The sequence below is a fragment of the Streptomyces erythrochromogenes genome (genome assembly GCF_040684695.1).
GTDB classification, from domain to species: Bacteria; Actinomycetota; Actinomycetes; order Streptomycetales; family Streptomycetaceae; genus Streptomyces; species Streptomyces erythrochromogenes_C.
On the sequence record NZ_JBFBGM010000007.1, the window covers coordinates 1 to 23,045 of the forward strand.

The 23,045-nt window shown below is 71.1% G+C and carries 19 protein-coding genes; 6 read left to right on the forward strand and 13 right to left on the reverse strand.

Annotated features, from left to right (window positions below; genetic code table 11):
- Positions 1-488: 488 nt before the first annotated feature.
- From AB0O53_RS13350 to thyX, 3 genes are all read right to left on the reverse strand, one after another.
- Entirely contained in the window at positions 489-2,174 is a 1,686-nt protein-coding gene (locus tag AB0O53_RS13350) for a ribonuclease J (RefSeq protein WP_350987644.1), read from the reverse strand.
- A 124-nt stretch (positions 2,175-2,298) separates the two neighbouring features.
- The gene (dapA, locus tag AB0O53_RS13355; protein WP_350987645.1) at positions 2,299-3,198 is read right to left on the reverse strand and encodes a 4-hydroxy-tetrahydrodipicolinate synthase; all 900 of its coding nucleotides are present in this window, start codon (positions 3,196-3,198) and stop codon (positions 2,299-2,301) included.
- A 200-nt stretch (positions 3,199-3,398) separates the two neighbouring features.
- Positions 3,399-4,139, reverse strand: coding sequence for an FAD-dependent thymidylate synthase (gene thyX, locus AB0O53_RS13360; protein ID WP_365195240.1), 741 nt, complete (start codon positions 4,137-4,139; stop codon positions 3,399-3,401).
- 213 nt (positions 4,140-4,352) lie between these two features.
- Here thyX and AB0O53_RS13365 point away from each other — a divergent pair, with 213 nt between their 5' ends.
- Positions 4,353-4,592, forward strand: coding sequence for a hypothetical protein (locus AB0O53_RS13365; RefSeq protein ID WP_030651221.1), 240 nt, complete (start codon positions 4,353-4,355; stop codon positions 4,590-4,592).
- 48 nt (positions 4,593-4,640) lie between these two features.
- Positions 4,641-5,204: an SCO5741 family PH domain-containing membrane protein gene (locus AB0O53_RS13370; protein WP_350987647.1), complete on the forward strand. Its 564-nt coding sequence runs from the start codon at positions 4,641-4,643 to the stop codon at positions 5,202-5,204.
- 52 nt (positions 5,205-5,256) lie between these two features.
- On the opposite strand, the gene AB0O53_RS13375 is transcribed toward AB0O53_RS13370, so the two are convergent.
- The 6 genes from AB0O53_RS13375 to eccD all read right to left on the reverse strand — a co-directional run bounded on the left by AB0O53_RS13375 (position 5,257) and on the right by eccD (position 12,387).
- Entirely contained in the window at positions 5,257-5,709 is a 453-nt protein-coding gene (locus AB0O53_RS13375; protein ID WP_359128325.1) for a tetratricopeptide repeat protein, read from the reverse strand.
- Positions 5,710-5,724: 15 nt separating this feature from the next.
- The gene (gene dapB / locus AB0O53_RS13380) at positions 5,725-6,477 is read right to left on the reverse strand and encodes a 4-hydroxy-tetrahydrodipicolinate reductase (protein WP_350987649.1); all 753 of its coding nucleotides are present in this window, start codon (positions 6,475-6,477) and stop codon (positions 5,725-5,727) included.
- Positions 6,478-6,506: 29 nt separating this feature from the next.
- Complete coding sequence (locus AB0O53_RS13385; protein WP_365195244.1) at positions 6,507-7,886, reverse strand: M16 family metallopeptidase; 1,380 nt, start codon at positions 7,884-7,886, stop codon at positions 6,507-6,509.
- The gene (locus AB0O53_RS13390) at positions 7,883-10,105 is read right to left on the reverse strand and encodes a polyribonucleotide nucleotidyltransferase (RefSeq protein WP_350988368.1); all 2,223 of its coding nucleotides are present in this window, start codon (positions 10,103-10,105) and stop codon (positions 7,883-7,885) included. Before AB0O53_RS13390 ends, AB0O53_RS13385 begins: the two co-directional genes overlap by 4 nt.
- Positions 10,106-10,411: 306 nt before the next feature.
- Positions 10,412-10,699, reverse strand: a complete 288-nt coding sequence (gene rpsO / locus AB0O53_RS13395) for a 30S ribosomal protein S15 (protein WP_030011220.1) — start codon at positions 10,697-10,699, stop codon at positions 10,412-10,414.
- A 182-nt stretch (positions 10,700-10,881) separates the two neighbouring features.
- Complete coding sequence (gene eccD / locus AB0O53_RS13400; RefSeq protein ID WP_350987651.1) at positions 10,882-12,387, reverse strand: type VII secretion integral membrane protein EccD; 1,506 nt, start codon at positions 12,385-12,387, stop codon at positions 10,882-10,884.
- Positions 12,388-12,583: 196 nt separating this feature from the next.
- Here eccD and eccCa point away from each other — a divergent pair, with 196 nt between their 5' ends.
- Together eccCa and AB0O53_RS13410 are read left to right on the forward strand one after the other, a co-directional pair.
- Entirely contained in the window at positions 12,584-16,540 is a 3,957-nt protein-coding gene (eccCa, locus tag AB0O53_RS13405; RefSeq protein ID WP_365195248.1) for a type VII secretion protein EccCa, read from the forward strand.
- Positions 16,541-16,650: 110 nt separating this feature from the next.
- Positions 16,651-16,896, forward strand: a complete 246-nt coding sequence (locus AB0O53_RS13410; RefSeq protein ID WP_350987653.1) for a DUF397 domain-containing protein — start codon at positions 16,651-16,653, stop codon at positions 16,894-16,896.
- A gap of 79 nt (positions 16,897-16,975) precedes the next feature.
- Here the strand turns inward: AB0O53_RS13410 and AB0O53_RS13415 are convergent, their stop codons facing one another.
- From AB0O53_RS13415 to eccB, 4 genes are all read right to left on the reverse strand, one after another.
- On the reverse strand, positions 16,976-17,281 hold the full coding sequence (locus tag AB0O53_RS13415) for a WXG100 family type VII secretion target (protein WP_136234496.1): 306 nt from the start codon (positions 17,279-17,281) through the stop codon (positions 16,976-16,978).
- Positions 17,282-17,326: 45 nt separating this feature from the next.
- Entirely contained in the window at positions 17,327-17,677 is a 351-nt protein-coding gene (locus AB0O53_RS13420) for a WXG100 family type VII secretion target (protein ID WP_350987654.1), read from the reverse strand.
- A 213-nt stretch (positions 17,678-17,890) separates the two neighbouring features.
- Positions 17,891-19,168: a type VII secretion-associated serine protease mycosin gene (gene mycP, locus AB0O53_RS13425; RefSeq protein WP_365195250.1), complete on the reverse strand. Its 1,278-nt coding sequence runs from the start codon at positions 19,166-19,168 to the stop codon at positions 17,891-17,893.
- An 11-nt stretch (positions 19,169-19,179) separates the two neighbouring features.
- Complete coding sequence (eccB, locus tag AB0O53_RS13430; protein WP_365195252.1) at positions 19,180-20,757, reverse strand: type VII secretion protein EccB; 1,578 nt, start codon at positions 20,755-20,757, stop codon at positions 19,180-19,182.
- A 258-nt stretch (positions 20,758-21,015) separates the two neighbouring features.
- On the opposite strand from eccB, the gene eccE reads away from it, so the two are divergent.
- Together eccE and AB0O53_RS13440 are read left to right on the forward strand one after the other, a co-directional pair.
- Positions 21,016-22,290, forward strand: a complete 1,275-nt coding sequence (eccE, locus tag AB0O53_RS13435) for a type VII secretion protein EccE (RefSeq protein ID WP_365195254.1) — start codon at positions 21,016-21,018, stop codon at positions 22,288-22,290.
- A complete protein-coding gene (locus AB0O53_RS13440; RefSeq protein ID WP_350987658.1) occupies positions 22,287-22,985 on the forward strand; it encodes a hypothetical protein in 699 nt (232 codons plus the stop codon). The genes eccE and AB0O53_RS13440 overlap by 4 nt, the downstream gene beginning before the upstream one ends.
- Positions 22,986-23,045 lie beyond the last annotated feature (60 nt).

Genomic DNA, 23,045 nt, shown 5'->3' on the forward strand with positions numbered 1-23,045 from the left:
ATCCACCGAAGTGGACGGGGTATCAACTTCTGGCGTTGATTTTTGGCACGCTGTTGAGTTCTCAAGGAACGGACGCTTCCTTTGTACTCACCCTCTCGGGCTTTCCTCCGGGCTTTCGTTCTACTGTCCTGCTGTGTTCTTGCGTTTCCGACTCTATCAGACTCTTTCGTGTCCGACTTCCTCGGCGCTTTCCAGGTTTTCGCTTTCGCGTTTCCCTTTCCGGCGATTCCAACCTTACCAGACCATTTCCTTGCCGTTGCCGGTTCGGATTTGAATTCGGTGGCCGTTGGAGGGCCTTTCCCTTTCGGGCGGATCAGACTTTATCAGGTCTCCCCGGGTCTGATTCCCACCCGCCCGCACGACTCGACCCGGACACACGTGTGTGCCGGGGGTTCTTGCGGGGTGGAGACGTAAACGTACTGGAGCGGGGCCCCCGGATGCAAATCCGGTTGCCCCGCTCCGGTGACGGCGCTACGGCGAGGTCCCGATCAGACCTCGACGACGACCGGGAGGATCATCGGGCGCCGGCGGTAGCTGTCCGAGACCCACTTGCCCATCGTGCGGCGGATGAGCTGCTGGATCTGGTGCGGCTCGGCGACGCCGTCGGCCGCGGCGCGGGCGATGGCTTCCTCGATCTTCGTGACGACGGGACCGAAGGCCGCGTCGTCGATGCCGGAACCGCGGGCCTGGATGTTCGGGCCGCTGACCACCTTGCCGGTGGTGCTGTCCACGACGACGTAGACCGAGATGATGCCCTCGTCGCCGAGGATCCGGCGGTCCTTGAGCGAGGACTCGGTGACGTCGCCGACCGAGAGGCCGTCCACGTACACGTAGCCGGCCTGCACCTTTCCGGAGATCCGGGCCTTGCCGTCGATCAGGTCGACGACCACCCCGTCCTCGGCGATGACGATCCGGTCCTTGGGGACGCCCGTCAGGGCGCCGAGCTCGGCGTTGGCGCGCAGGTGGCGCCATTCGCCGTGGACCGGCATCAGGTTGCGCGGCTTGCAGATGTTGTAGAAGTACAGCAGCTCGCCTGCCGAGGCGTGGCCGGAGACGTGCACCTTGGCGTTGCCCTTGTGCACGACGTTGGCGCCCCAGCGGGTCAGGCCGTTGATCACGCGGTAGACCGCGTTCTCGTTGCCCGGGATCAGGGACGACGCCAGGATGACGGTGTCGCCGGGGACGATCCGGATCTGGTGGTCGCGGTTCGCCATGCGGGAGAGCGCCGCCATCGGCTCGCCCTGCGAACCGGTGCAGACCAGCACGACCTCCTCGGGAGGCAGGTCGTCGAGCGTCTTGACGTCCACGACGAGACCGGCCGGGACCCGGAGGTAGCCCAGGTCGCGGGCGATGCCCATGTTGCGGACCATCGAGCGGCCGACGAAGGCGACCCGGCGGCCGTACTCGTGGGCGGCGTCGAGGATCTGCTGGATGCGGTGCACGTGGCTGGCGAAGCTGGCCACGATGATCCGGTGGTGGGCGTTGGCGAAGACGTTTCGCAGGACCGTGGAGATCTCGCGCTCCGGCGGGACGAAGCCCGGGACCTCGGCGTTCGTCGAGTCGGAGAGCAGGAGGTCGATGCCCTCCTCGCTCAGGCGCGCGAAGGCGTGCAGGTCCGTGAGGCGCTTGTCCAGCGGGAGCTGGTCCATCTTGAAGTCGCCGGTGGCGACGACCAGGCCGGCGCCGGTGCGGATCGCGACGGCCAGCGCGTCCGGGATGGAGTGGTTGACCGCGATGAACTCGCAGTCGAAGGGGCCGAGGCCCTCGCGCTCCCCTTCCTTCACCTCGAGGGTGTAAGGGCGGATGCGGTGCTCCTGCAGCTTGGCCTCGATGAGGGCCAGCGTCAGCTTGGAGCCGATCAGCGGGATGTCCGGCTTCTCCCGCAGGAGGTACGGAACGGCGCCGATGTGGTCCTCGTGGCCGTGCGTGAGGACGATGCCCTCGATGTCGTCGAGGCGGTCCCGGATGGACGAGAAGTCCGGCAGGATCAGGTCGATGCCCGGCTGCTCCTCCTCGGGGAAGAGGACACCGCAGTCGACGATCAGCAGGCGGCCGTCGTACTCGAAGACGGTCATGTTGCGGCCGATCTCACCGAGGCCACCCAGGGGGGTGACCCTGAGGCCGCCCTTGGGCAGCTTCGGCGGCGGACCGAGTTCCGGATGCGGATGGCTCAAAAGTTTCTCCTTCACCACGCGCGCCACGTACCCGGAAGGCACGTGGCGCGCATGTCATTCGTGCACTTGCTGTTGTCTGCTCTGTATTTGTTCGGCGGTGCTTATTCAGTTGTGAAGTCTGTTGTCAGAGCTGTACCCCGCCCGCAGCAAGATCGATCTTGAGCTGAGCCGTCTCTTCGTCGCTCAGTTCGATCAGCGGGAGCCGCAGCGGGCCGGCGGGCAGGCCCTGGAGGTTCAGCGCGCCCTTGGTGGTCATCACACCCTGCGTGCGGAACATGCCGGTGTAGACGGGCAGCAGCTTCTGGTGGATCTCGGCGGCCTTCTGGACGTCGCCGGCGAGGTGGGCCTCCAGCATCGCGCGCAGGTCGGGCGTGACCACGTGGCCGACGACGGAGACGAAGCCGACGGCGCCGACCGACAGGAGCGGCAGGTTCAGCATGTCGTCGCCGGAGTACCAGGCCAGGCCGCTGCGCGCGATCGCCCAGCTCGCGCGGCCGAGGTCGCCCTTGGCGTCCTTGTTGGCCACGATACGGGGGTGCTCCGCCAGCCGGACCAGGGTTTCGGTCTCGATCGGGACACCGCTGCGGCCGGGGATGTCGTACAGCATGACCGGCAGCTCGGTCGCGTCGGCGATCGCCGTGAAGTGCCGGTAGAGGCCTTCCTGCGGCGGCTTGCTGTAGTACGGGGTGACCGCGAGCAGGCCGTGGGCGCCGGTGCGCTCGGCCTCGCGGGCCAGCTCCAGGGTGTGGCGGGTGTCGTTGGTGCCGATGCCGGCGACCACGTGGGCGCGGTCTCCGACGGCCTCGAGGACGGCTCGTACGAGGTCGTTTTTCTCCGCGTCGGTGGTGGTGGGCGACTCACCGGTGGTGCCGTTGATGATCAGGCCGTCGTTGCCTGCGTCCACCAGGTGGACGGCGAGCTGCTGCGCGCCGTCGAGGTCGAGTGCGCCATCCGCCGTAAACGGCGTGATCATGGCGGTGAGGACCCGCCCGAAGGGGGTCTGCGGAGTCGAGATCGGAGCCATGGGTAACACGCTACTCGCTGCCATGCTCGCGGTGTCCCCTCGGGGGACGTCAACGGGGTGTTGGACGCCGGCACTGCCTGCTCGGGGGTTCAAGCAGTGCCGGGTCCGTTTGATCAGCCTAGATGAACTTTACGAAACGTCGCAATACGGACACTTCGGACTTGACTCCGTACATCAGTACGCCATGGGTGTATCGACCCTTACGGGGCAACGCGACCGTTGCTGTTGTACGCCGCGTACGTCAGCGGCATGAGCCCGGCCCAGTGCTGCTCCATCTTCTCGCCGACCATCTCGATCTCCCGCTGGGGGAAGGACGGGACGGCCGCGAGCTCGTGCTGCGTGCGCAGGCCGAGGAAGTGCATCAGCGAGCGCGCGTTGCAGGTCGCGTACATCGAGGAGAAGAGGCCGACCGGCAGGACCGAACGGGCCACCTCCCGGGCCACGCCCGCGGCCAGCATCTCCTGGTAGGCCTCGTACGCCTGTACGTACGAGTCCTCCATGACGCGGGCGGTCAGCTCCTGCTGCGCCCGGGTGCCCTCGACGAAGACGTACTTGCCGGGACGGCCCTCCTGGACGAGCTTGCGCTCGGCGTCCGGGACGTAGAAGACCGGCTCGAGCTCCCTGTAGCGGCCCGATTCCTCGTTGTAGGACCAGCCCACGCGGTGCCGCATGAACTCCCGGAAGACGAAGATCGGGGCGCTGATGAAGAAGGTCATCGAGTTGTGCTCGAAGGGGCTGCCGTGACGGTCCCGCATCAGGTAGTTGATGAGGCCCTTGGAACGCTCCGGGTCCTTCTGGAGCTCCTCCAGGGACTGCTCGCCGGCCGTGGAGACGCGGGCCGCCCACAGTACGTCGGAGTCGGCGGCGGAGTGCTTCACCAGCTCCACCGTCACGTCGCTGCGGAAGCTGGGTTTCAGATCTGAAGCGGCGGTCTCGCTCACCGGGGGTCCTTCCAAACGTGCGTCCTGGGGCGCGCCCACTCTACGGCGCCCCTCACGCGTCCCCGCGCATGCTCACCTGCCGCCGGGGCATCCGCACAGCTGACACACAGCCATGAATTTTGGTTAATGTCCCGAAATCCGGCACCGATTGGGCGGCCCGTACGTCCTACAGAGCAGAACGCACCCGCATCGAGCCCGAGGAGATTCGCTCTCATGTTTCGCCGGCGCGAACCCGTTCCGTTCGCCTTCGTCGCCGAGGCCGACCGATTCCGCAGCAATGTCACTCCACCGCCGCGCGAGCGTCTGGGCAAGGCCCAGTTGGCCGCCCGTAGTCTGGTCGGGCTGACCGTGGTCGCGGGGCTCGCCGGCTCGTTGCTCTTCGGCATACCCGCACTGCAGCCGAACAAGGCCCCGGAGAAGTCGCAGCAGTCGACCGCGTCCGAGGGGCGGTAGCCTCACGGGCACAGCCCAACCGAACGTGCATGTGAGTGAGGTCCAGCCGTGCCCCTGCCCTTCCTGACGGCCGACGGCGCATCCGACGCGGATGACGATGTCGACGAGGTCCTGGCCCACGCCGACGAAGACCGCTGGCGGCGGCCCTACCGGCCCGGCCCCTGGCGCGTGGCCATCTCCGCGGTGCTGCTCCTGCTGTCCGCCTTCATGCTGCTGGCCACCATGATCGTCGCCTTCGCCGGCGGGGGCTGGGCCGGAGCGGGCGCCTGTCTGGTCGCCGCCCTCGCCGTCCTCGCGTCTGCACTGCAGATGCTGCGCGTCGGCGTCTGGGTCAGCCCCGCGGGTCTGCGCAGGGTCGGCTTCTTCGTGACCCGGACGATCGCGTGGAACGAGGTCACCGAGATCCGCACGGTGCAGCAGCCGGTGCGCTGGCTCGGGCTGCCGAGGACCGTCCAGGGGCAGGCGCTGACGGTGTCCGCCCGGGGCGCCGAGGAGCAGCCGGTGCTGCTGACCGACCACAGCGCCGATTTCCTGTCGCGGGCCGAGGCCTTCGACCGGGCCGCGGACACGGTCGAGGCCTGGGCCGAGGAGTACCGGCCCGTGCCCGCCTGACACCCGGGTCCCGGGGTACGACGGGACGCGCCGCGTGGAGCCCGTACAGGTGTCAGACCTGCACGGGCTTCTTGTCGTGCAGGGCGATCGCCCGCTGCATGGCCTTGCGCGCCCGCGGGGTGTCCCGGGCGTCGTGGTAGGCGACGGCGAGCCGGAACCAGCTGCGCCAGTCCCCCGGCGCGTCCTCGGTCTCGGCCTTGCGGCGTGCGAAGACCTCGTCGGCCGAGTCCCGCAGGATGCGGCCGTACTGGTCGCGCTCCAGCTCGTCCACGGGCAGTCCGCCCTCGGCCTCCAGCTCACCGGCGAGCTGGTTGGCCCGCGTGACGAACTGCGTGTTCTTCCACAGGAACCAGATGCCGATGAGCGGCATGATCAGCACGGCCACCCCGAAGGTGACGGTGAGCCAGGTGCCCTGCTGGATCAGCAGCAGGCCCCGGCTGCCGACCAGGACGAAGTAGACGACCAGGACGGCGGCCGTGATGAAGTACGTGATCTTCGCGCGCATCGTGAATCAGTCCGGTCAGCCCAGGTCGAGGAAGTTTTCCAGGCCGAACGTGAGGCCCGGGGTCTGCGTCACGCGGCGCGCGCCGAGCAGGATGCCCGGCATGAAGCTGCTGTGGTGCAGGGAGTCGTGACGGATGGTCAGGGTCTCGCCCTCGCCGCCGAGGAGGACCTCCTGGTGGGCGAGCAGGCCGCGCAGGCGGATGGCGTGGACCGGAACGCCGTCGACGTCGGCGCCGCGGGCGCCGTCGAGCGCGGTGGCGGTGGCGTCGGGCTGCGCGCCGAGGCCGGCCTCGGCGCGGGCGGCCGCGATGAGCTGCGCGGTACGGGTCGCGGTGCCGGAGGGGGCGTCGACCTTGTTGGGGTGGTGCAGCTCGACGACCTCGACGGACTCGAAGTAGCGGGCGGCCTGGGCGGCGAACTTCATGGTGAGGACGGCGCCGATGGAGAAGTTGGGTGCGATGAGCACACCGGTCTTCGGGGAAGCGGCGAGCCACGCGTCCAGCTGCGCGAGGCGGTCCTCGGTCCAGCCGGTGGTGCCGACCACGCCGTGGATGCCGTGGCCGACGAGGAACTCGAGGTTCTCCATCACCGAGGCGGGGGTGGTCAGCTCGACCGCGACCTGGGCGCCGGCCTCGGCCAGCGTCTCCAGCTTGTCGCCCCGGCCGAGCGCCGCGACCAGCTCCATGTCCTCCGCGGCCTCGATCGCCCGGACCGCCTCGGATCCGATGCGGCCCCGGGCGCCGAGGACTGCCACGCGCAGCTTGCTCATAGTTGCTACTTCCTTACCTACGTACGGATCTAGGCGACGACCTCGTCGAGGCGGGCGGCCTGCTTCTCCTTCAGCGGGCCGATCACCGCCAGCGAGGGCCGCTGGGCCAGTACATCCTGTGCGACCGAGCGGACGTCGTCCGGGGTCACCGCGGCGATCTGCGCCAGCATGTCGTCGACCGACATCTGGTCGCCCCAGCACAGCTCGCTCTTGCCGATGCGGTTCATGAGCGCGCCGGTGTCCTCCAGGCCGAGGACGGTGGATCCGGAGAGCTGGCCGATGGCCCGCTTGATCTCGTCGTCCGCGAGGCCTTCCGTCGCGACCTTGTCGAGCTCGTCGCGGCAGATCCGGAGCACGTCGTGCACCTGGTTGGGCCGGCAGCCCGCGTAGACGCCGAAGAGGCCGGTATCGGCGAAGCCCGAGGTGTACGAGTACACGCTGTAGGCCAGGCCCCGCTTCTCGCGGACCTCCTGGAAGAGGCGGGAGGACATGCCGCCGCCGAGGGCGGTGTTCAGTACGCCCAGCGCCCAGCGGCGCTCGTCGGTGCGGGCGAGGCCGGGCATGCCGAGGACCACGTGGGCCTGCTCGGTCTTGCGGCTCACCAGGTCGACGCGGCCGGAGGTGCGGATGCGCTTGGTGCCGGCGCGCGGGCCGATCGGCTCGGCGTCGGTGCGGGTCAGGGCGCCGGCCTGCTCGAAGGCGGCGCGAACCTGGCGGACGACCTTGTTGTGGTCGACGTTGCCGGCGGCGGCCACGACCAGGTGGGTGGGGTCGTAGTGCTTCTTGTAGAAGCGGCGGATCCGGTCGGCGCCGAGGGCGTTGATCGTGTCGACGGTACCGAGGACGGGGCGGCCCAGCGGGGTGTCCCCGTACATGGTCTGGGCGAACAGGTCGTGAACCATGTCGCCCGGGTCGTCCTCGGTCATCGCGATCTCTTCGAGGATGACCCCGCGCTCGGCGTCGACGTCCTCCTCGCGGATCAGCGAGCCGGTGAGCATGTCGCAAACCACGTCGATGGCGAGCGGCAGGTCGGTGTCGAGCACCCGCGCGTAGTAGCAGGTGTACTCCTTCGCCGTGAAGGCGTTCATCTCGCCGCCGACCGCGTCGATCGCGGAGGAGATGTCGAGGGCGCTGCGCTTGCGCGTGCCCTTGAAGAGGAGGTGCTCCAGGTAGTGCGTGGCGCCGTTCAGCGTGGGCGTCTCGTCGCGGGAGCCGACGTGCGCCCAGATGCCGAAGGTGGCGGAGCGGACGGAGGGCAGCGTCTCGGTGACGACGCGCAGTCCGCCGGGCAGGACGGTGCGGCGGACGGTGCCGATGCCGTTGCTGCCCTTGAGCAGGGTTTGGGTACGGGCGACGGCCCGCCCCTCCGAAGAGGGGCGGGCCGTCACACGGGAACTACGCGACGTCACTTGTCGGAGTCGTCCTTGTCAGCCTCGTCGGCGGCGGCCTCGCCCTCGATCACGGGGATCAGGGAGAGCTTGCCGCGCTGGTCGATCTCGGCGATCTCGACCTGGACCTTGGTGCCGACCGCGAGCACGTCCTCGACGTTCTCCACGCGCTTGCCACCGGCGAGCTTGCGGATCTGCGAGATGTGCAGCAGGCCGTCCTTGCCGGGCATGAGGGAGACGAAGGCACCGAAGGTGGTGGTCTTGACGACCGTACCCAGGTAGCGCTCGCCGACCTCCGGCATGGTCGGGTTGGCGATCGAGTTGATCGTGGCGCGGGCGGCCTCGGCGGCCGGGCCGTCGGCGGCACCGATGTAGATGGTGCCGTCGTCCTCGATCGTGATCTCGGCGCCGGTGTCCTCCTGGATCTGGTTGATCATCTTGCCCTTGGGGCCGATGACCTCACCGATCTTGTCCACGGGGATCTTGACGGTGATGATCCGCGGGGCGAACGGGGACATGGCGTCCGGCGTGTCGATCGCTTCCATCATCACGTCGAGGATGTGGAGGCGGGCGTCGCGGGCCTGCTTGAGGGCCGCGGCCAGGACGGAGGCCGGGATGCCGTCCAGCTTGGTGTCCAGCTGGAGCGCGGTGACGAACTCCTTGGTGCCGGCGACCTTGAAGTCCATGTCGCCGAAGGCGTCCTCCGCACCGAGGATGTCGGTGAGGGCGACGTAGTGGGTCTTGCCGTCGATCTCCTGGGAGATCAGGCCCATGGCGATACCGGCGACGGGGGCCTTGAGGGGCACACCGGCGTTCAGCAGCGACATGGTGGAGGCGCAGACCGAGCCCATGGACGTCGAACCGTTGGAGCCGAGGGCCTCGGACACCTGGCGGATCGCGTAGGGGAACTCCTCGCGGGTCGGCAGGACCGGCACGATCGCGCGCTCGGCGAGCGCGCCGTGGCCGATCTCGCGGCGCTTCGGCGAACCGACGCGGCCGGTCTCGCCGACGGAGTACGGCGGGAAGTTGTAGTTGTGCATGTAGCGCTTGCGGGTCACCGGGGAGAGGGTGTCCAGCTGCTGCTCCATGCGGAGCATGTTGAGGGTGGTGACGCCCAGGATCTGGGTCTCGCCACGCTCGAACAGCGCCGAGCCGTGCACGCGCGGGATGGCCTCGACCTCGGCGGCGAGGGTACGGATGTCCGTGATCCCGCGGCCGTCGATGCGGACCTTGTCCTTGATGACGCGCTCGCGGACCAGGGCCTTGGTCAGGCTGCGGTACGCGGCGGAGATCTCCTTCTCGCGGCCTTCGAAGGCCGGGAGGAGCTTCTCGGCGGCGATCTCCTTGACGCGGTCCAGCTCGGCCTCGCGGTCCTGCTTGCCCGCGATGGTCAGCGCCTGGGAGAGCTCGCCCTTGACGGCGGCCGCGAGGGCCTCGTACACGTCGTCCTGGTAGTCCAGGAAGACCGGGAACTCGCCCTCGGGCTTCGCGGCCTTGGCGGCGAGGTCGGCCTGGGCCTTGCAGAGGACCTTGATGAACGGCTTCGCGGCCTCGAGGCCCGCGGCGACGATCTCCTCGGTCGGCGCCTCGGCGCCGCCCTTGACGAGGGCGATGGTCTTCTCGGTGGCCTCGGCCTCGACCATCATGATCGCGACGTCGCCGTCCTCGAGGGTGCGACCCGCGACGACCATGTCGAAGACGGCGTCCTCGAGCTCGGTGTGCGTCGGGAACGCCACCCACTGGCCGCGGATCAGCGCGACGCGGACGCCGCCGATCGGGCCGGAGAAGGGCAGGCCGGCGAGCTGGGTGGACGCGGACGCGGCGTTGATCGCGATGACGTCGTACAGGTGGTCCGGGTTGAGCGCCATGACGGTGGCGACGACCTGGATCTCGTTGCGCAGGCCCTTCTTGAAGGACGGGCGCAGCGGGCGGTCGATCAGGCGGCAGGTGAGGATCGCGTCCTCGGAGGGCCGGCCCTCACGACGGAAGAAGGAGCCGGGGATCTTGCCGGCCGCGTACTGCCGCTCCTCGACGTCCACCGTCAGGGGGAAGAAGTCGAGCTGGTCCTTGGGCTTCTTCGACGCGGTGGTGGCGGACAGCACCATCGTGTCGTCGTCCAGGTAGGCAACGGCGGAGCCGGCGGCCTGGCGGGCCAGACGGCCCGTCTCGAAGCGGATGGTGCGGGTGCCGAAGGAACCGTTGTCAATGACGGCCTCGGCGTAGTGGGTCTCGTTCTCCACTAGCGTTTTCTCCATTTTCGTCGTCTCCGTCCGCCGCCCGTGTGGCGGTGGACGGTTGCGGAGAAGCGCTCCTGGCGTGCGGGCCGGTCTTCGATCGAAGCATCCGGTTCGTTGCCCCCTGGGGCATTCCGGGTGCCACTACCGAGGACCGGCGGCGTGGGAGGGCGCTCCTCCTCTTCAGTTGTGCACGTCTCGTCGTCGGACGTACACGTGCGTCCGTTCCAGACTACAAAGGGACCGGTCCGTACCGCACGTACAGCAAAGGGAGCGGCCCCCGGATGTGGGAACCGCTCCCTTCACGGCGTCTTACTTGGCGCCGGCCGCACCGCGGCGGATGCCGAGGCGCTCGACCAGCGTACGGAAGCGCTGGATGTCCTTCTTGGCCAGGTACTGCAGCAGGCGGCGACGCTGGCCGACCAGGATCAGCAGACCACGACGGGAGTGGTGGTCGTGCTTGTGGGTCTTGAGGTGCTCGGTCAGGTCCGAGATGCGGCGGGAGAGCATCGCAACCTGGACCTCGGGGGAGCCGGTGTCGCCCTCCTTGGCACCGAACTCGGTGATGATCTGCTTCTTCGTAGCGGCGTCGAGCGGCACGCGTACTCCTCGTTTAGGTCTTCGTTGCCACCGAGTGCCCCAGGTCTGAGTCTCTGGGGAGCTTCCGTTACTCGGGAGGCGGGGTCCGCTGAGCGCAGTCCACAGACCCTTCGAAGGGGGTCCGGGGGACGCGTACACAAACGGCCGTCACACAGCGTACCAGGCTGCCGCTCCGCCCCGTCTCAGCTGGTGAGAGCGCGGGCCCGGGCGTAGACGTCGAGCACGGCCAGGGTCAGGGGCACCAGGCTGAGCAGGACCGCCGCCTCGGTGAGGTCGAGCAGCCTTCCCCAGAAGGGTGACAGGCCCTTGCGGGGGATGACAAGCGCAATTCCCGCGAGGAGGGCCGCGCCGGCGGCGACGGCGGCGGTGAGCCAGATCGTACGGAGGTCCAGGCCGCTGCGGTCCTGTTCCACGACGAGGGCTTCGAGCAGGGCCTGCGGCGGGTGCAGGGACAGGCCGAGGATCAGCAGCGCGACGGCGGCGAGGCCGGCGGTCAGGGCGCACACCACCTGGGAGGTGTAGCGGAAGAGGCGGGCGCGCAGCAGCATGGCGAGCCCGGTGGCCAGGGCCAGGAGGCGGCCCCAGGTGTTGTCGGAGAAGCCGAGGACGGCGGCGGCGCCGACGGCGACCGCGGCGCAGCCGCCGACCAGGCCGAGCAGCATCTCGTGGCCGCGGCGGGCCTGGGCGGCGATCGCCTCGGCGTCGAGGGGGGCGCCCTGCTCGTGCTGGTCCGCGCCGGCCTGGTCACCGTACGGCTCGGTCTCGTAGCGGTCCGGGGTCTGGTAGTCCTCGACGGCGCTCTGCGGGGCCGCGTAGCCGATGGGCAGGCGGGCGAAGCGCGCGGAGAGGCCGGGCAGGAAGGCGACGAGGCCGATGGCGACGGGCGCGCAGACGGCGGCGGTGTAGGTGGCGGAGGCCTCGGTGGCGATCGCGGCGAAGGTGGCGAGGGTGCCGGTGGCGGCGACGAAGGTGGCCGCGACGAAGGGGGCGTCGCCGCTGGGGGTGAGCGCGACCAGGGCGACGGAGGCGACGAGGGCGCAGACGCAGCCGAGGAGGAACTGGAGGCGGCCGGGGCCGTCGCCGACGGCGGGGCCGATGATCCCGGATCCGGCGATCAGCAGGTGCGGGAGGGCGCCGAGGCCGAGGGCCACGGCGGAGAGGCGGTCGCGGTAGACGCGGGCGCGCACCCCGGCGACGGCAGTGAGCAGGACCCCGACGGCGCCCGCGATGATCCCGGGCAGGCCGTGCATGTCGTGGCGGACGGGGTCGGCGTACCAGAGGACGAAGCCCAGCATGACGAGGAGCACGGCGGAGCCGGCGAGGCCCGCGCCGCGCAGCATGTCGTCGCTCCAGCGGTGCCGGTCGCGGACGACCGCGGAGGCGACGGCGTCGGAGACGTCGTCGAAGACGGCCGGCGGCAGGGATTCGGCGAAGGGGCGCAGGCTGAGCACCTCGCCGTCGAGGACCTGCTGGGCGGCGAGGGTGCGGGCGCCGTCAAGGACGGTCCCGGATCGGCGTACGAGGTGGAAGCCGGTCGGGGCGCCGACGGGCTGGGTCTGTCCGGTGAGGCGCAGCAGCTCGGGGTAGACGTCGGCGACGGCGATGTCCTCGGGGAGGGCGACGTCGATGCGGCTGTCGGGGGCCACGACGGTGACCCTGCAGAAACCCGTCGTGCCGGCCGTACTCACCTGCGTGACCCCCTCGGTTGGTGTCCGCGCCCGTGCTCGATTCGCGGATGCGCATGCTGCGCGCGACACCCTACCGGGCGTATGAGAGACAGTCGGCAAGTAGGATCACCGTCGCGCTGGGGATACCCCTTGCGCGCCCGGGACTTGGGGGCGCCGGTTGCGACGTCCCGTCCGTTTTCGAGGGATTGATGCTCCGGTGAGCCAGATCGTCGTCAAACGCCCGCCGCGGTCCCTGCCGCCCGAGGTTCCTTCGGAGGAGCTGAGGCTGGAGGCTCCTCCCGAACTCCCGCGCGGGCAGCAGGAGGGCATGCTGATGCAGCTCCTGCCGATGCTCGGCATGGGCTCCTCCGTCGTCTTCTTCTTCATGCCGGGCGCGGCCCCCTTCATGCGCATCATGGGTGTGCTGATGCTGGCCTCGACGGTGGCCATGGTCGTGGCGCAGCTGGTGCGCCACCGGCGCGGTACGCAGGGGCAAATGGCCGATGTGCGCCGGGACTACCTCAAGTACCTCGCGCAGACGCGCCGTCAGGTGCGCAGGACCGCGCGGGCGCAGCGCGACGCGCAGCTGTACCTGCACCCGTCTCCGGAGCAGTTGTGGTCGGTGGTGGCGGACGGTTCGCGGCTGTGGGAGCGGCGGGTCGGCGATCCCGACTTCGGCCAGGCCCGGCTGGGGCTGGGTGCGCAGCGTCTGGCGACGCCGCTGGTGGCTCCCGAGACGGCGCCGGTGGACGAGCTGGAGCCGCTGACGGCGGGCGCGATGCAGCGCTTCCTGAAGGTGCACTCCTCGCTGGACGGGCTGCCGATGGCGGTGTCGATGCGCGCCTTCTACCACGTGGCGGTGTCCGGGGAGCCGGAGTCGGCGCGCGGTGCGGCGCGGGCGCTGGTCGCGCAGCTGGCGACGCTGCACTCCCCCGAGGACCTGATGGTGGCCGTGGTGGCCGCGCCCGGTGCGGTGCCCTCGTGGGACTGGACGAAGTGGCTGCCGCACGCGCAGCTCCCCGGGCAGGTCGACGGGGCCGGTACGAAGCGGCTGTTCGGCGACGACCTCGCCGAGCTGGAGGGGATGTTGGCGTCCCGGCTGGAGGGGCGGCCGCGGTTCAGCCGTGACGTCTCCCCCGTGCTGGACCAGCCGCACCTGGTGGTGGTGCTGGACGGCGGCATGGTGCCCCCGGACTCGGTGTTCGCCGCGGCAGAGGGCCTGCAGGGCGTCACGATCGTCGAGGTGGTCGCGGGCGAGCTGGACGAGCCGCGCGGCGGCCTGTCGGTCGTGGTGCGGCCGGGCCGGCTGCGCCTGGAATCGGGGGGCGGGGTCGCCTACGAGGGTGTGCCGGACACCCTGTCGCTGCCCGCGGCGGAGGCGCTCGCGCGGCAGCTGGCGCCGCTGCGCACGGGTGGCGGGGACGACGACGAGCCGCTGCTGGCGAACCTGGACTTCACGGACCTGCTGAACCTGGGCGACGCGGCCTCGGTGGACGTGGCGCGGACCTGGCGGCCGCGGTCCGCCGGTGAGCGGCTGCGCGTGCCGATCGGTGTCGGCGAGGACGGCGGCCCGGTCATGCTGGACCTGAAGGAGGCCGCGCAGGAGGGCATGGGCCCGCACGGCCTGTGCGTGGGTGCGACCGGTTCGGGCAAGTCGGAGCTGCTGCGCACGCTGGTGCTGGGCCTGGCGGTCACGCACACCTCGGAGACGCTGAACTTCGTGCTGGCCGACTTCAAGGGCGGTGCGACCTTCACGGGCATGGGCCAGATGCCGCACGTCGCGGCGGTCATCACGAACCTGGCGGACGACCTGACGCTCGTGGACCGCATGGGCGACTCGATCCGCGGCGAGCTGCAGCGCCGTCAGGAGCTGCTGCGTTCGGCGGGCAACTACGCCAACATCCACGACTACGAGAAGGCCCGTGCGGCGGGCGCCCCGCTGGAGCCGCTGGCTTCGCTGGTGCTGGTCATCGACGAGTTCAGCGAGCTGCTGACGGCGAAGCCCGACTTCATCGACATGTTCATCCAGATCGGCCGCATCGGCCGTTCGCTGGGCGTGCACCTGCTGCTGGCGTCGCAGCGGCTGGAGGAGGGCAAGCTGCGCGGCCTGGACACGTACCTGTCGTACCGGATCGGTCTGCGGACCTTCTCGGCGGCGGAGTCGCGGACGGCGATCGGCGTGCCCGACGCCTACCACCTGCCGTCGGTGCCCGGTTCGGGCTATCTGAAGTTCGGTACGGACGAGATGGTGCGCTTCAAGGCGGCGTACGTCTCGGGCACCTACCGCTCGGGCGGGCCGGACCTCTCGGTGGGGCAGTTCCCGGTGGAGCGGCGGCCCGCGCTGTTCACGGCGGCGCCTGTGCCGGTGGTGTACGCGGCGCCGGACCCGGCGTACCTGGCGGCGCGGTCGGGGCGCGAGGACGACGCGCTCGCGGACACCGTGCTGGACGTGATCGTGGGCCGGCTGGAGGGGCAGGGGGTGCCGGCGCACCAGGTGTGGCTGCCGCCGCTCGACCAGGCCCCGCCGCTGGACCAGCTGCTGCCGGCGCTGGCGCCGAGCGCGGAGCGCGGGCTGCACGCGGAGGGCTACACGCGGCCGGGCGGGCTGATCGTGCCGCTCGGCCTGATCGACAAGCCGTTCGAGCAGCGGCGCGAGGTGCTGTACCGGGACTTCTCCGGCGCGGCGGGCCACATGATGGTGGTCGGCGGCCCGCAGTCGGGCAAGTCGACGCTGATGCGGACGCTGATCTCCTCCTTCGCGCTGACGCACACCCCGCGCGAGGTGCAGTTCTACGGGCTGGACTTCGGCGGTGGCAGTCTGTCGGCGGTCGCCGACCTGCCGCACGTGGGCGGCATCGCCTCGCGTCTGGACCCGGAGCGGGTGCGGCGGACGGTCGCGGAGGTGGGGGGCATCCTCAACCGCCGCGAGGAGTTCTTCCGCGCGAACGGCATCGACTCGATCGCCACCTACCGGCGCCGGCGGGCGGCGGGCGATCTGCCGCACGAGCCGTGGGGCGACGTGTTCCTGGTCGTGGACGGCTGGGGCAACTTCCGCGGCGAGTACGAGGTCCTGGAGCAGGTCGTCACGGACATCGCCGCGCGGGGTCTGGGCTACGGCATCCACGTGGTGATCACCGCGGGCCGGTACATGGAGGTCCGGGCGGCGCTGAAGGACCAGATGCTCAGCCGGCTGGAGCTGCGGCTCGGCGACACCATGGACTCGGAGTTCGACCGGAAGGTCGCGGCGAACGTCCCCACGGGGATGCCGGGCCGCGGTCAGGTGGCGGAGAAGCTGCACTTCCTGGGGGCGCTGCCGCGGGTCGACGGCTCGCACGAGGCCGGTGACCTCTCGGAGGCCACGGCCGCCTTCGTGGAGGCGGTCCGGCAGAACTGGGCGGGGCCGGCGGCTCCGGGCGTGCGGCTGCTGCCGCGGCTGCTCCACTCCGACCAGCTGCCCAAGGGCGGGGAGTTCCCCGAGCGCGGGATCGCGATCGGCATCGACGAGACCGACCTGGAGCCGGTGTTCGTCGACTTCGAGACCGACCCCTTCCTCCTCGTCTTCGGCGAGAGCGAGTCGGGCAAGACGAACCTGCTGCGGCTGATCGCCAAGCAGATCGCGGAGCGGTACACCCCGGACCAGGCACGGCTGGTGGTGGGCGACTACCGGCGGACCCTGCTCGGGGCGCTGCCGGAGGAGCACCTGCTGGAGTACGCGCCGATGGCGAGCTCCCTGCAGATGCACATGGAGGCGCTGGGCGGGGTGTTCTCCCGGCGGCAGCCTCCGGCGGACGTCACTCCGCAGCAGCTGCGGGACCGCAGCTGGTGGACGGGCCCGGACGTGTTCATCATCATCGACGACTTCGACCTGGTGTCCACGAGCCAGGGCAATCCGCTGGCACCGCTGGTGGAGTACCTGCCCTTCGCCCGTGACACGGGGGTGCGCTTCATCATCGCGCGCAGCTCGGCCGGTGCCTCCCGCTCCATGTACGAGTCGTTCATGCAGCGGATCAAGGAGCTGGGCGCGCAGGGCGTCGTCCTGTCCGGCGATCCGGCCGAGGGCGATCTGGTCGGCACCGTCCGGCCGCGCCCGATGCCGCCGGGCCGGGGCTACTTCGCCTCGCGCCGGCGGGGTACGTCGCTGGTCCAGCTGGGCCGGATGCCGGGCGGCATGTGAGGTCCGGGGAGCGGCGGGCGGAGGCCGGATCGGGGGGAATCCCGTCCCGGCCGGCGGCGGCTCCCCGATAATCGGCGGGGAAGACCGCGCCACCGAGGGAAAGGCCGCCCATGGGCACCCAGCAGGAGAAGGACGAGCTGTACGCGCTCGACATCAGCGGCGTGGAGTGGGAGGGGCCGCCGGGGACCAGCCCGGACGAGGAGCGGGTGGAGATCGCGCGGCTTCCCGAGGGGGCGGTGGCGATGCGCTCCTCGCTGGACCGCGAGACGGTCCTGCGCTACACGGCCGCCGAGTGGGAGGCCTTCGTACTCGGCGCCAGGGACGGCGAGTTCGATCTGGACCGCCAACAGCCCTGAGGGGCGGCCCGACACGCCGAAGGGGCGCACCCGCTGCGGGTGCGCCCCTTCGGCGTGTCGGGCCTGGGGCCCGCAGGTCTCAGTAGGCCTCGGTGAAGAGGGTCGAGGCCCGCTTGTCCGTGGCCCGGTAGTCGTCCTTGCCGCGCTCGATGAGCTTGGCGACCTTCTCGAGCTCCGCGTGCATGGTGTCGGCCTTGGCCTTGTACTTCTTCTGGAGGGTGAGGTACTCCTGGTGCGCCTCACCGTCCCAGGTGTCCGTGACGACCTTCACGGCCTGCTCCATCTCGGCCAGGTCCTTCAGGATGTTCCCGGAGACGACCCGGATGCGGTCCGCCATCTGCTGAACGGTCTCGTACCGGACCCGGGTCCCGTCGTTCGCCGTCATGTTCTTCTCCTTCTCGCTGCGGCCGAATGGATGTGGGGGCGTCGATCAGATGCCGTCGAGGCCCGAACGCGGGCCGGAGCCGGACGTCGTCGGCTGGACGGCGTTCTTGAACGCGGCCCGCACCTCCTCGTCCTGCGCGTTGCTGAGGTTCTTGGTCTGCGCCACGGCGTTGTGCAGGACGCCGAGGAGGCGGCGGATCTCGTCGTGGCTGTCGTTGAGCGTCGTCTGGGCCGTGATGAAGCCCGAGGCGCCCACACCGGTCCAGCCGGCGCTCACGGTGGCGATGATGTCGGCCAGCTCTCGGGCCTGCTTGGAGACGGCGCTGCCCGTCTCCTGGATCTTGTTCTTCGCCTGGACGACCGGATCGTCCGCAAGTCCGAAGGTGTTCGTGCTCATCGAAGCTCCTCACTTCTCAATTCGCCGGCAGAACCGGCGGATTGCGCAGCGGGGCGGGCGCGTCCGGCGCGGATGCGAGTCACGCACTGCGGACCATCCCCCTCCGCTTCACGCGATCCCCCGATCACACTCGTGAAGCCTGGTGTCACTCTATTGCGTTCACGGAGCGGTCCCAACACCGGTGGGCCGCTTCCGTGGACGAACTGTGACTGTTCACTGCAAACGGCGCCGGCGGCTGCGCGCGTCCCGGACGACCGTCGCCGTACCCGCGATGACGGCGATCAGCACGGCGCCGATACCGAGAGCGTACGTGCCGTACCGCTCCTGTCGTTCCTGGGCGGTTTCGGTGAGCCGGAGGGGGGCTGCCTGCGGCGCCGCCGCCGGGGGCGGGCCCGGGTCCGGGACGGGGGCCTTCGGGGGCTGCTGGTCCTGGCTGAGGGCGCGGACGGGGTCGACGACCCCCCAACCGACGTAGTCGTCACGGCCCTTGACGGAGCGTTCCGCCGTGTTCTGGATCTGCCAGACGATCTGCTGGGCGGACCAGTCCCGGTGCTCGGCGCGCAGCAGGGCGGCGACCCCGGCGACGTAGGGGGCGGAGAAGCTGGTGCCGTTGTCGATGCACTGGCCGAAGCCCGGGACGGTGGAGACCATGTCCACCCCCGGAGCGGCGACCCCGATGAAGTCGCCGGGCTGGGAGAAGGCCGCGCGCTCGTTGTTGCGGTCCGAGGCACCCACGGCGAGGACCCCGGGGAAGGCGGCCGGATAGGTCTTGCGCTTCTGCCCGCTCATGCCGTCGTTGCCCGCCGAGGCGACGACCACGATGTCGGCCGCCACCGCCTTCTGGACGGACTTGCCGAGTTCGGAGTCCGCGGACAGCTGGACGTCGGTGTCCTGCGAGATGTTGATGACCTGGGCGCCCTTGGCCACCGCGTGGTCGATCGCCTGGCTCAGGGTGAGGGCGTTGCCCTTGCCCTGCCCGTCGTTCTGCCGGATGGGGATGACGGTGGCGTCGGGGGCCAGGCCGACGAAGCCCGTGCCCGCCTGGGGGCGGGCCGCGATCAGCCCGGCGACCTTGGTGCCGTGGCCGACGGTGTCGGTCGTGCCGTCGCCGCCCTTGGGGTCGACGAGGTCCTTGCCCGCACCGACGTCGAGGGCGCCGCTGAGCTGCGGGTTCGCCCGGTCCACGCCGGTGTCGATGACGGCCACGCGGACGCTCGCGCCGTTGCTGTCCTTGCCCTTGGTCTGCGCCCAGAGCTCGTCGAGGAGCAGCCGCTGCAGGGCCCAGGGGCGGTCCTCGATCTGCTTCTTCATGGGGAAGGTGCACTCCCCCGCGCCGTCGAGGCGCAGTGCGTACGGAGGGTGCGGCGCGGCGGTTCCGGCCGCGGCCGGACCGCCGGCGGCCAGGGCCAGGGCCAGGGCGGATACGGCTACGGATGCGGCTACGGCTACGGGCGTGCGGAGCGCGCGCCGGGGCCTGCGGTCCTGGTGCATCGGCGGCCTCCTCACGAACCCTGCGGCTGACGGGCCGAGTTGGTGTCCAGCCGGGGGCCCTTGGAGAGGAACTCCGACCACGCGATGGGCACCATGGCCGGGCTGACGCCGCCGTAGCCGAGCCTGACCTGCGCCTGGCTGGCCTCGGGGCGGCCGTCCCCGCCCGCCTTGGACGGGTCGGGTGCGCCGATCCCGGACTGCGCGGAGTCGCTGTCGCCGTTGGCCTGGACGGCGTACCGCAGGCCGGTGTCGGTGACCAGGAAGAGCGAGCCCCCGGCCGTGGTCTGCTTGCCCTGCACCTGGGTGTAGAGCAGGCCCGAACCGGGTGTGACGTACGCGCTCGTGCCGCTGGCGGTGATGTCGACGGGGTAGCCGGTGCCGGCCCAGGTGCTCAGCGTCTGGTTGCCCTGGCCGTCGACCGAGCGCAGGACGTTGCAGACGGTGTCGCGGTTGTTGGCGCCGCCGGCCTGGGTGCCGGCGTCCGGCGTCGTCCGGTTGATCCGCTCGGTCTTCTTCTGCGGCCACTTGACCTCGCCGGCGAACGGGGCGGGGTCCGGCTCCAGGGACTGGAGGTCGACCTCGCGGGCCTTGCCGTGCATGTTGAGGCCGTCGGTCGCCGGGGCCGAGATCAGCAGCCAGGCGACGAAGTCGGAGACCGGTGCGACCTTGCCGGGGAGGACCACGTAGTGCTGGGCGCCGGAGCCGGTCTGGGCCTTGAGCACCATGCCGACCTTGTTGTCGGCGGTGGTCAGGCCCTTGACGTCGGCGGCGGCGCCGGCCTTGCCGGGGAGGGGCGGGAAGGTCAGGTCGTCGCCGGAGTTGAGGGTGCCGAGCCATTCCGGGCCGACCTGCTGCGGGGTGGCTCCGGTGCCGACCAGGGCGTTGGTCATCGTTCCGGCGGCCGGGGTGCCCTCGGGGAACTTGTACTTCGTGCCGGTCGCGTCGACCAGGTACCGCTCCTTGCCCGGACCGGTGCTCTCCACGTACAGCGCCTGGGTGTCGGTGAGCCTGCGGGCGTCGTCCGTCACGGACGCCTCCCGGTCCGCGAGGACGAAGGTGGCGGTCTGCACGCCGCGGCCGTTGCCGCCGGGCTGCTGGCAGACGGCCCAGCGCTTGGCCTTGCCGGCCTCGGACTTGGAGGGGAGCCGGTCGGGGGCGTACGGGATGCCGATGATGGGGCCGCGCGGCGGCTTGCCCGCGTCCAGGACCTTGTCCTCGACCTGCACCACCTTGAACTTCTGCGGGTCCAGCAGGAGTCGGGCGGAGGCGAGGTTGAGGACCGGGTGCAGGCGGGTCTGGTTCTTGCCGCCGACCTTCGTCGTCAGGACGACGTAGCGGGTCGTGGAGTCCTTGCCGACGATGACCCGCGTTCCGGGCTCGTCCCAGCCTTTGGGGGCGGTCGGCTTGAACATGCCCCAGGCACCGAACCCGGCGAGCACGAGGGCTCCGACGATCACCCCCGGCAGGACCGCGCGCAGGGGGCGGGGCGCCCCCTCCTCGGTACCCGTCGCGGAGGGCTGGAGGAACGCGGCCACCGTCCGCCGCTTCGCAAAGGTGTACGCGTTGAGCTCATCACGTCGTGATGCCATGACCGTCTGCTTCTCCCCGCACGGCCCGGCCGGTGGGTACGGTCCCCGGGCCTCGATAGTCGGACCGGGCACCTACTATGCCTCTTGACGGACGGTATGCAGGGGCCGGGTAGGGTGAGGCAGCCGCTCAGGGCCTTCCACACCGGTGCAATCAGGGCTTGTTGGGGTGGATTGGGGAGGTTCCGGGGCCCCGCGACGGGTGTCGCGCAGCGCCGGAACACAGCAGGTCCGGCCCGTGAGAGGGGAAGTGCGCGAGTGATGGCCACGGCGACGGAGCCGCAGACCGGCGCGCCCGCACCCGTACGCGGCGGGGTGACGCCGCACCCCAGGTCGAGCCCCGGCCGCTTCGGCCCGTTCCGACTGCAACAACTCGTGCTGCTCCAGGTGGCGGTGGCCGGACTGCTCGTGGCGTGGGTGGTCGAGCCGCTGCTCCTGGTCCCCGCCGGGGCGCTCGCGCTGGTGCTGGTGGTGCTCGCGGTCGTCCGCCGCCACCAGCGCTCCCTGCCGGAGTGGATCGGCGGCGCGCTCGCACTGCGCGCCCGCCGCCGCAGGGCCGCCGCCTTCACCGTGCCCGCGGGCACGGAGCCGGGGCTGGCGCCGCTGGTCGAGGCCGATCCCGCCCTGCGCACCCTGACGTTCAGCGACCGCGACCGGCGTCCGGTCGGGATGGTCGGCGACGGGACCTTCCTGACCGCGGTGGTCCAGGTGGACACGGACGCCACCGCGCTGCGGCCCGACCGGGCGGCGCGGCCGCTGCCGCTCGGCATCGTCCGGGACGTCCTCGAAGTGGACGGCATCCGGCTGGAGTCCGCGCAGCTGGTCCAGCACACGCAGCCCGCGCCGGCCCCGCACCTGCCCGCCCGGTCGATGGCCACCCTCAACTACGCCCCGCTGCAGGCCCGTACGGGCACGCCCGCGGTGCGGCTGACCTGGATCGCGCTCAAGCTCGACCCGGAACTGTGCCCCGAGGCGGTCACCGCCCGCGGCGGCGGCCTCGCGGGTGCGCAGCGGTGCGTGGTGCGGGCCGCGGACCAGCTGGCGAGCCGGCTGGCCGGGTCCGGGTTCAGGGCCACCGTGCTCACCGAGCAGGAGCTGACGGCGGCGCTGGCCACGTCCTCGTGCGCGAACCCGATGGCGATCACCCAGGCCGGCCGGTCGGCGAGCACCGGGCGGCGCACCGAGGAGACCTCGCGGACCTGGCGCTGCGACGACCGCCGCCACACGACGTACTGGATAGGCCGCTGGCCCCAGCTGGGCGGCGGCGGGGCGGCGGCGCTGCCGCAGTTCGTGGCGCTGCTGACCTCCCTGCCCGCGCTCGCCACGAACTTCAGCCTGACGATGGCCCCGGCGGAACGACAGGGCGTGAACCTGACCGGACACGTACGGGTGACAGGGCGCAGCGACGAGGAACTGATCGCGGCCCGGCGGGAGTTGGAAAGGACGGCGCGGGGCGTGAAGACCGGGCTGGTCCGGCTCGACCGCGAACAGGTGCCGGGGCTGCTGGCTTCGCTGCCGCTGGGAGGCGCGCGATGAGGGGCGGTTTCGGACTGGTCGGCCCGCGGCGGGAGCGCCACGTGGTGCCCGCGGCGGACCTGGACGCGCTGGCGGTGCCCGTCGGGGACGACGGGGTCGTCATCGGCGTGGACGCCGAGGGACGGTCGGCGGTGCTCGGCATCAACCGGCCGACGCCGTACGAGGTGACGCTGATCGGCGGCCTGTGGACGGCGCAGGTGCTGGCGCTGCGCGCGGCGGCCACGGGTGCCCGCGTGGCGGTGGAGACCGGGCGCGGCCAGGTGTGGTCCGGGCTGGCGCAGGCCGCCGGAGGCGGGCAGCAGTGCGTGACCCTGCACGAGGTGGGGCGGATCCCGCCGCAGGGGGCGTCCGCGGGCAGCCCGGTGCTGGTGGTCCGCGACTGCGGGATGCGGCCGCCGCGCGGCCGTGTGGTGGCGGGGCCGTGGCAGTCGGTGCTGACCCTGCTGCCGTACCTGAGCCCGACGGCGCCGCGGCTGCTCCAGCAGGCGTCGCTGGTGGGCGTGCAGCGGGTGTCCCCGGACGAGGCGGAGCAGATCGGCGGCCTGATGCGGCTGCCGCGCCGGGCCGTGGCGTCCCTGCCGACCCTGGGCGACGGGGTGACCCTGTGGTGCACCCCCCGGGACCGGCAGTTCGTGATGACGCAGGGGACCGAGGCGGAGACCGGCCTGCTGGGCCCGGCGCGCCGCATCGACTGACGGGGCGCGCCCCGGGCGGGCCGCCCGCCCTCCCCGTGGAACGGGACGCGGCGGACAGGG

What these genes read in the sequence shown, in the direction of transcription:
- dapA (WP_350987645.1), bottom strand. Translation starts at nt 3,198, where the DNA reads ATGGCTCCGATCTCGACTCCGCAGACCCCCTTCGGGCGGGTCCTCACC.
- AB0O53_RS13365 (WP_030651221.1), top strand. Translation starts at nt 4,353, where the DNA reads ATGTTTCGCCGGCGCGAACCCGTTCCGTTCGCCTTCGTCGCCGAGGCC.
- AB0O53_RS13375 (WP_359128325.1), bottom strand. Translation starts at nt 5,709, where the DNA reads ATGCGCGCGAAGATCACGTACTTCATCACGGCCGCCGTCCTGGTCGTC.
- dapB (WP_350987649.1), bottom strand. Translation starts at nt 6,477, where the DNA reads ATGAGCAAGCTGCGCGTGGCAGTCCTCGGCGCCCGGGGCCGCATCGGA.
- AB0O53_RS13410 (WP_350987653.1), top strand. Translation starts at nt 16,651, where the DNA reads ATGGGCACCCAGCAGGAGAAGGACGAGCTGTACGCGCTCGACATCAGC.
- AB0O53_RS13415 (WP_136234496.1), bottom strand. Translation starts at nt 17,281, where the DNA reads ATGACGGCGAACGACGGGACCCGGGTCCGGTACGAGACCGTTCAGCAG.
- AB0O53_RS13420 (WP_350987654.1), bottom strand. Translation starts at nt 17,677, where the DNA reads ATGAGCACGAACACCTTCGGACTTGCGGACGATCCGGTCGTCCAGGCG.
- mycP (WP_365195250.1), bottom strand. Translation starts at nt 19,168, where the DNA reads ATGCACCAGGACCGCAGGCCCCGGCGCGCGCTCCGCACGCCCGTAGCC.
- eccB (WP_365195252.1), bottom strand. Translation starts at nt 20,757, where the DNA reads ATGGCATCACGACGTGATGAGCTCAACGCGTACACCTTTGCGAAGCGG.
- eccE (WP_365195254.1), top strand. Translation starts at nt 21,016, where the DNA reads ATGGCCACGGCGACGGAGCCGCAGACCGGCGCGCCCGCACCCGTACGC.
- AB0O53_RS13440 (WP_350987658.1), top strand. Translation starts at nt 22,287, where the DNA reads ATGAGGGGCGGTTTCGGACTGGTCGGCCCGCGGCGGGAGCGCCACGTG.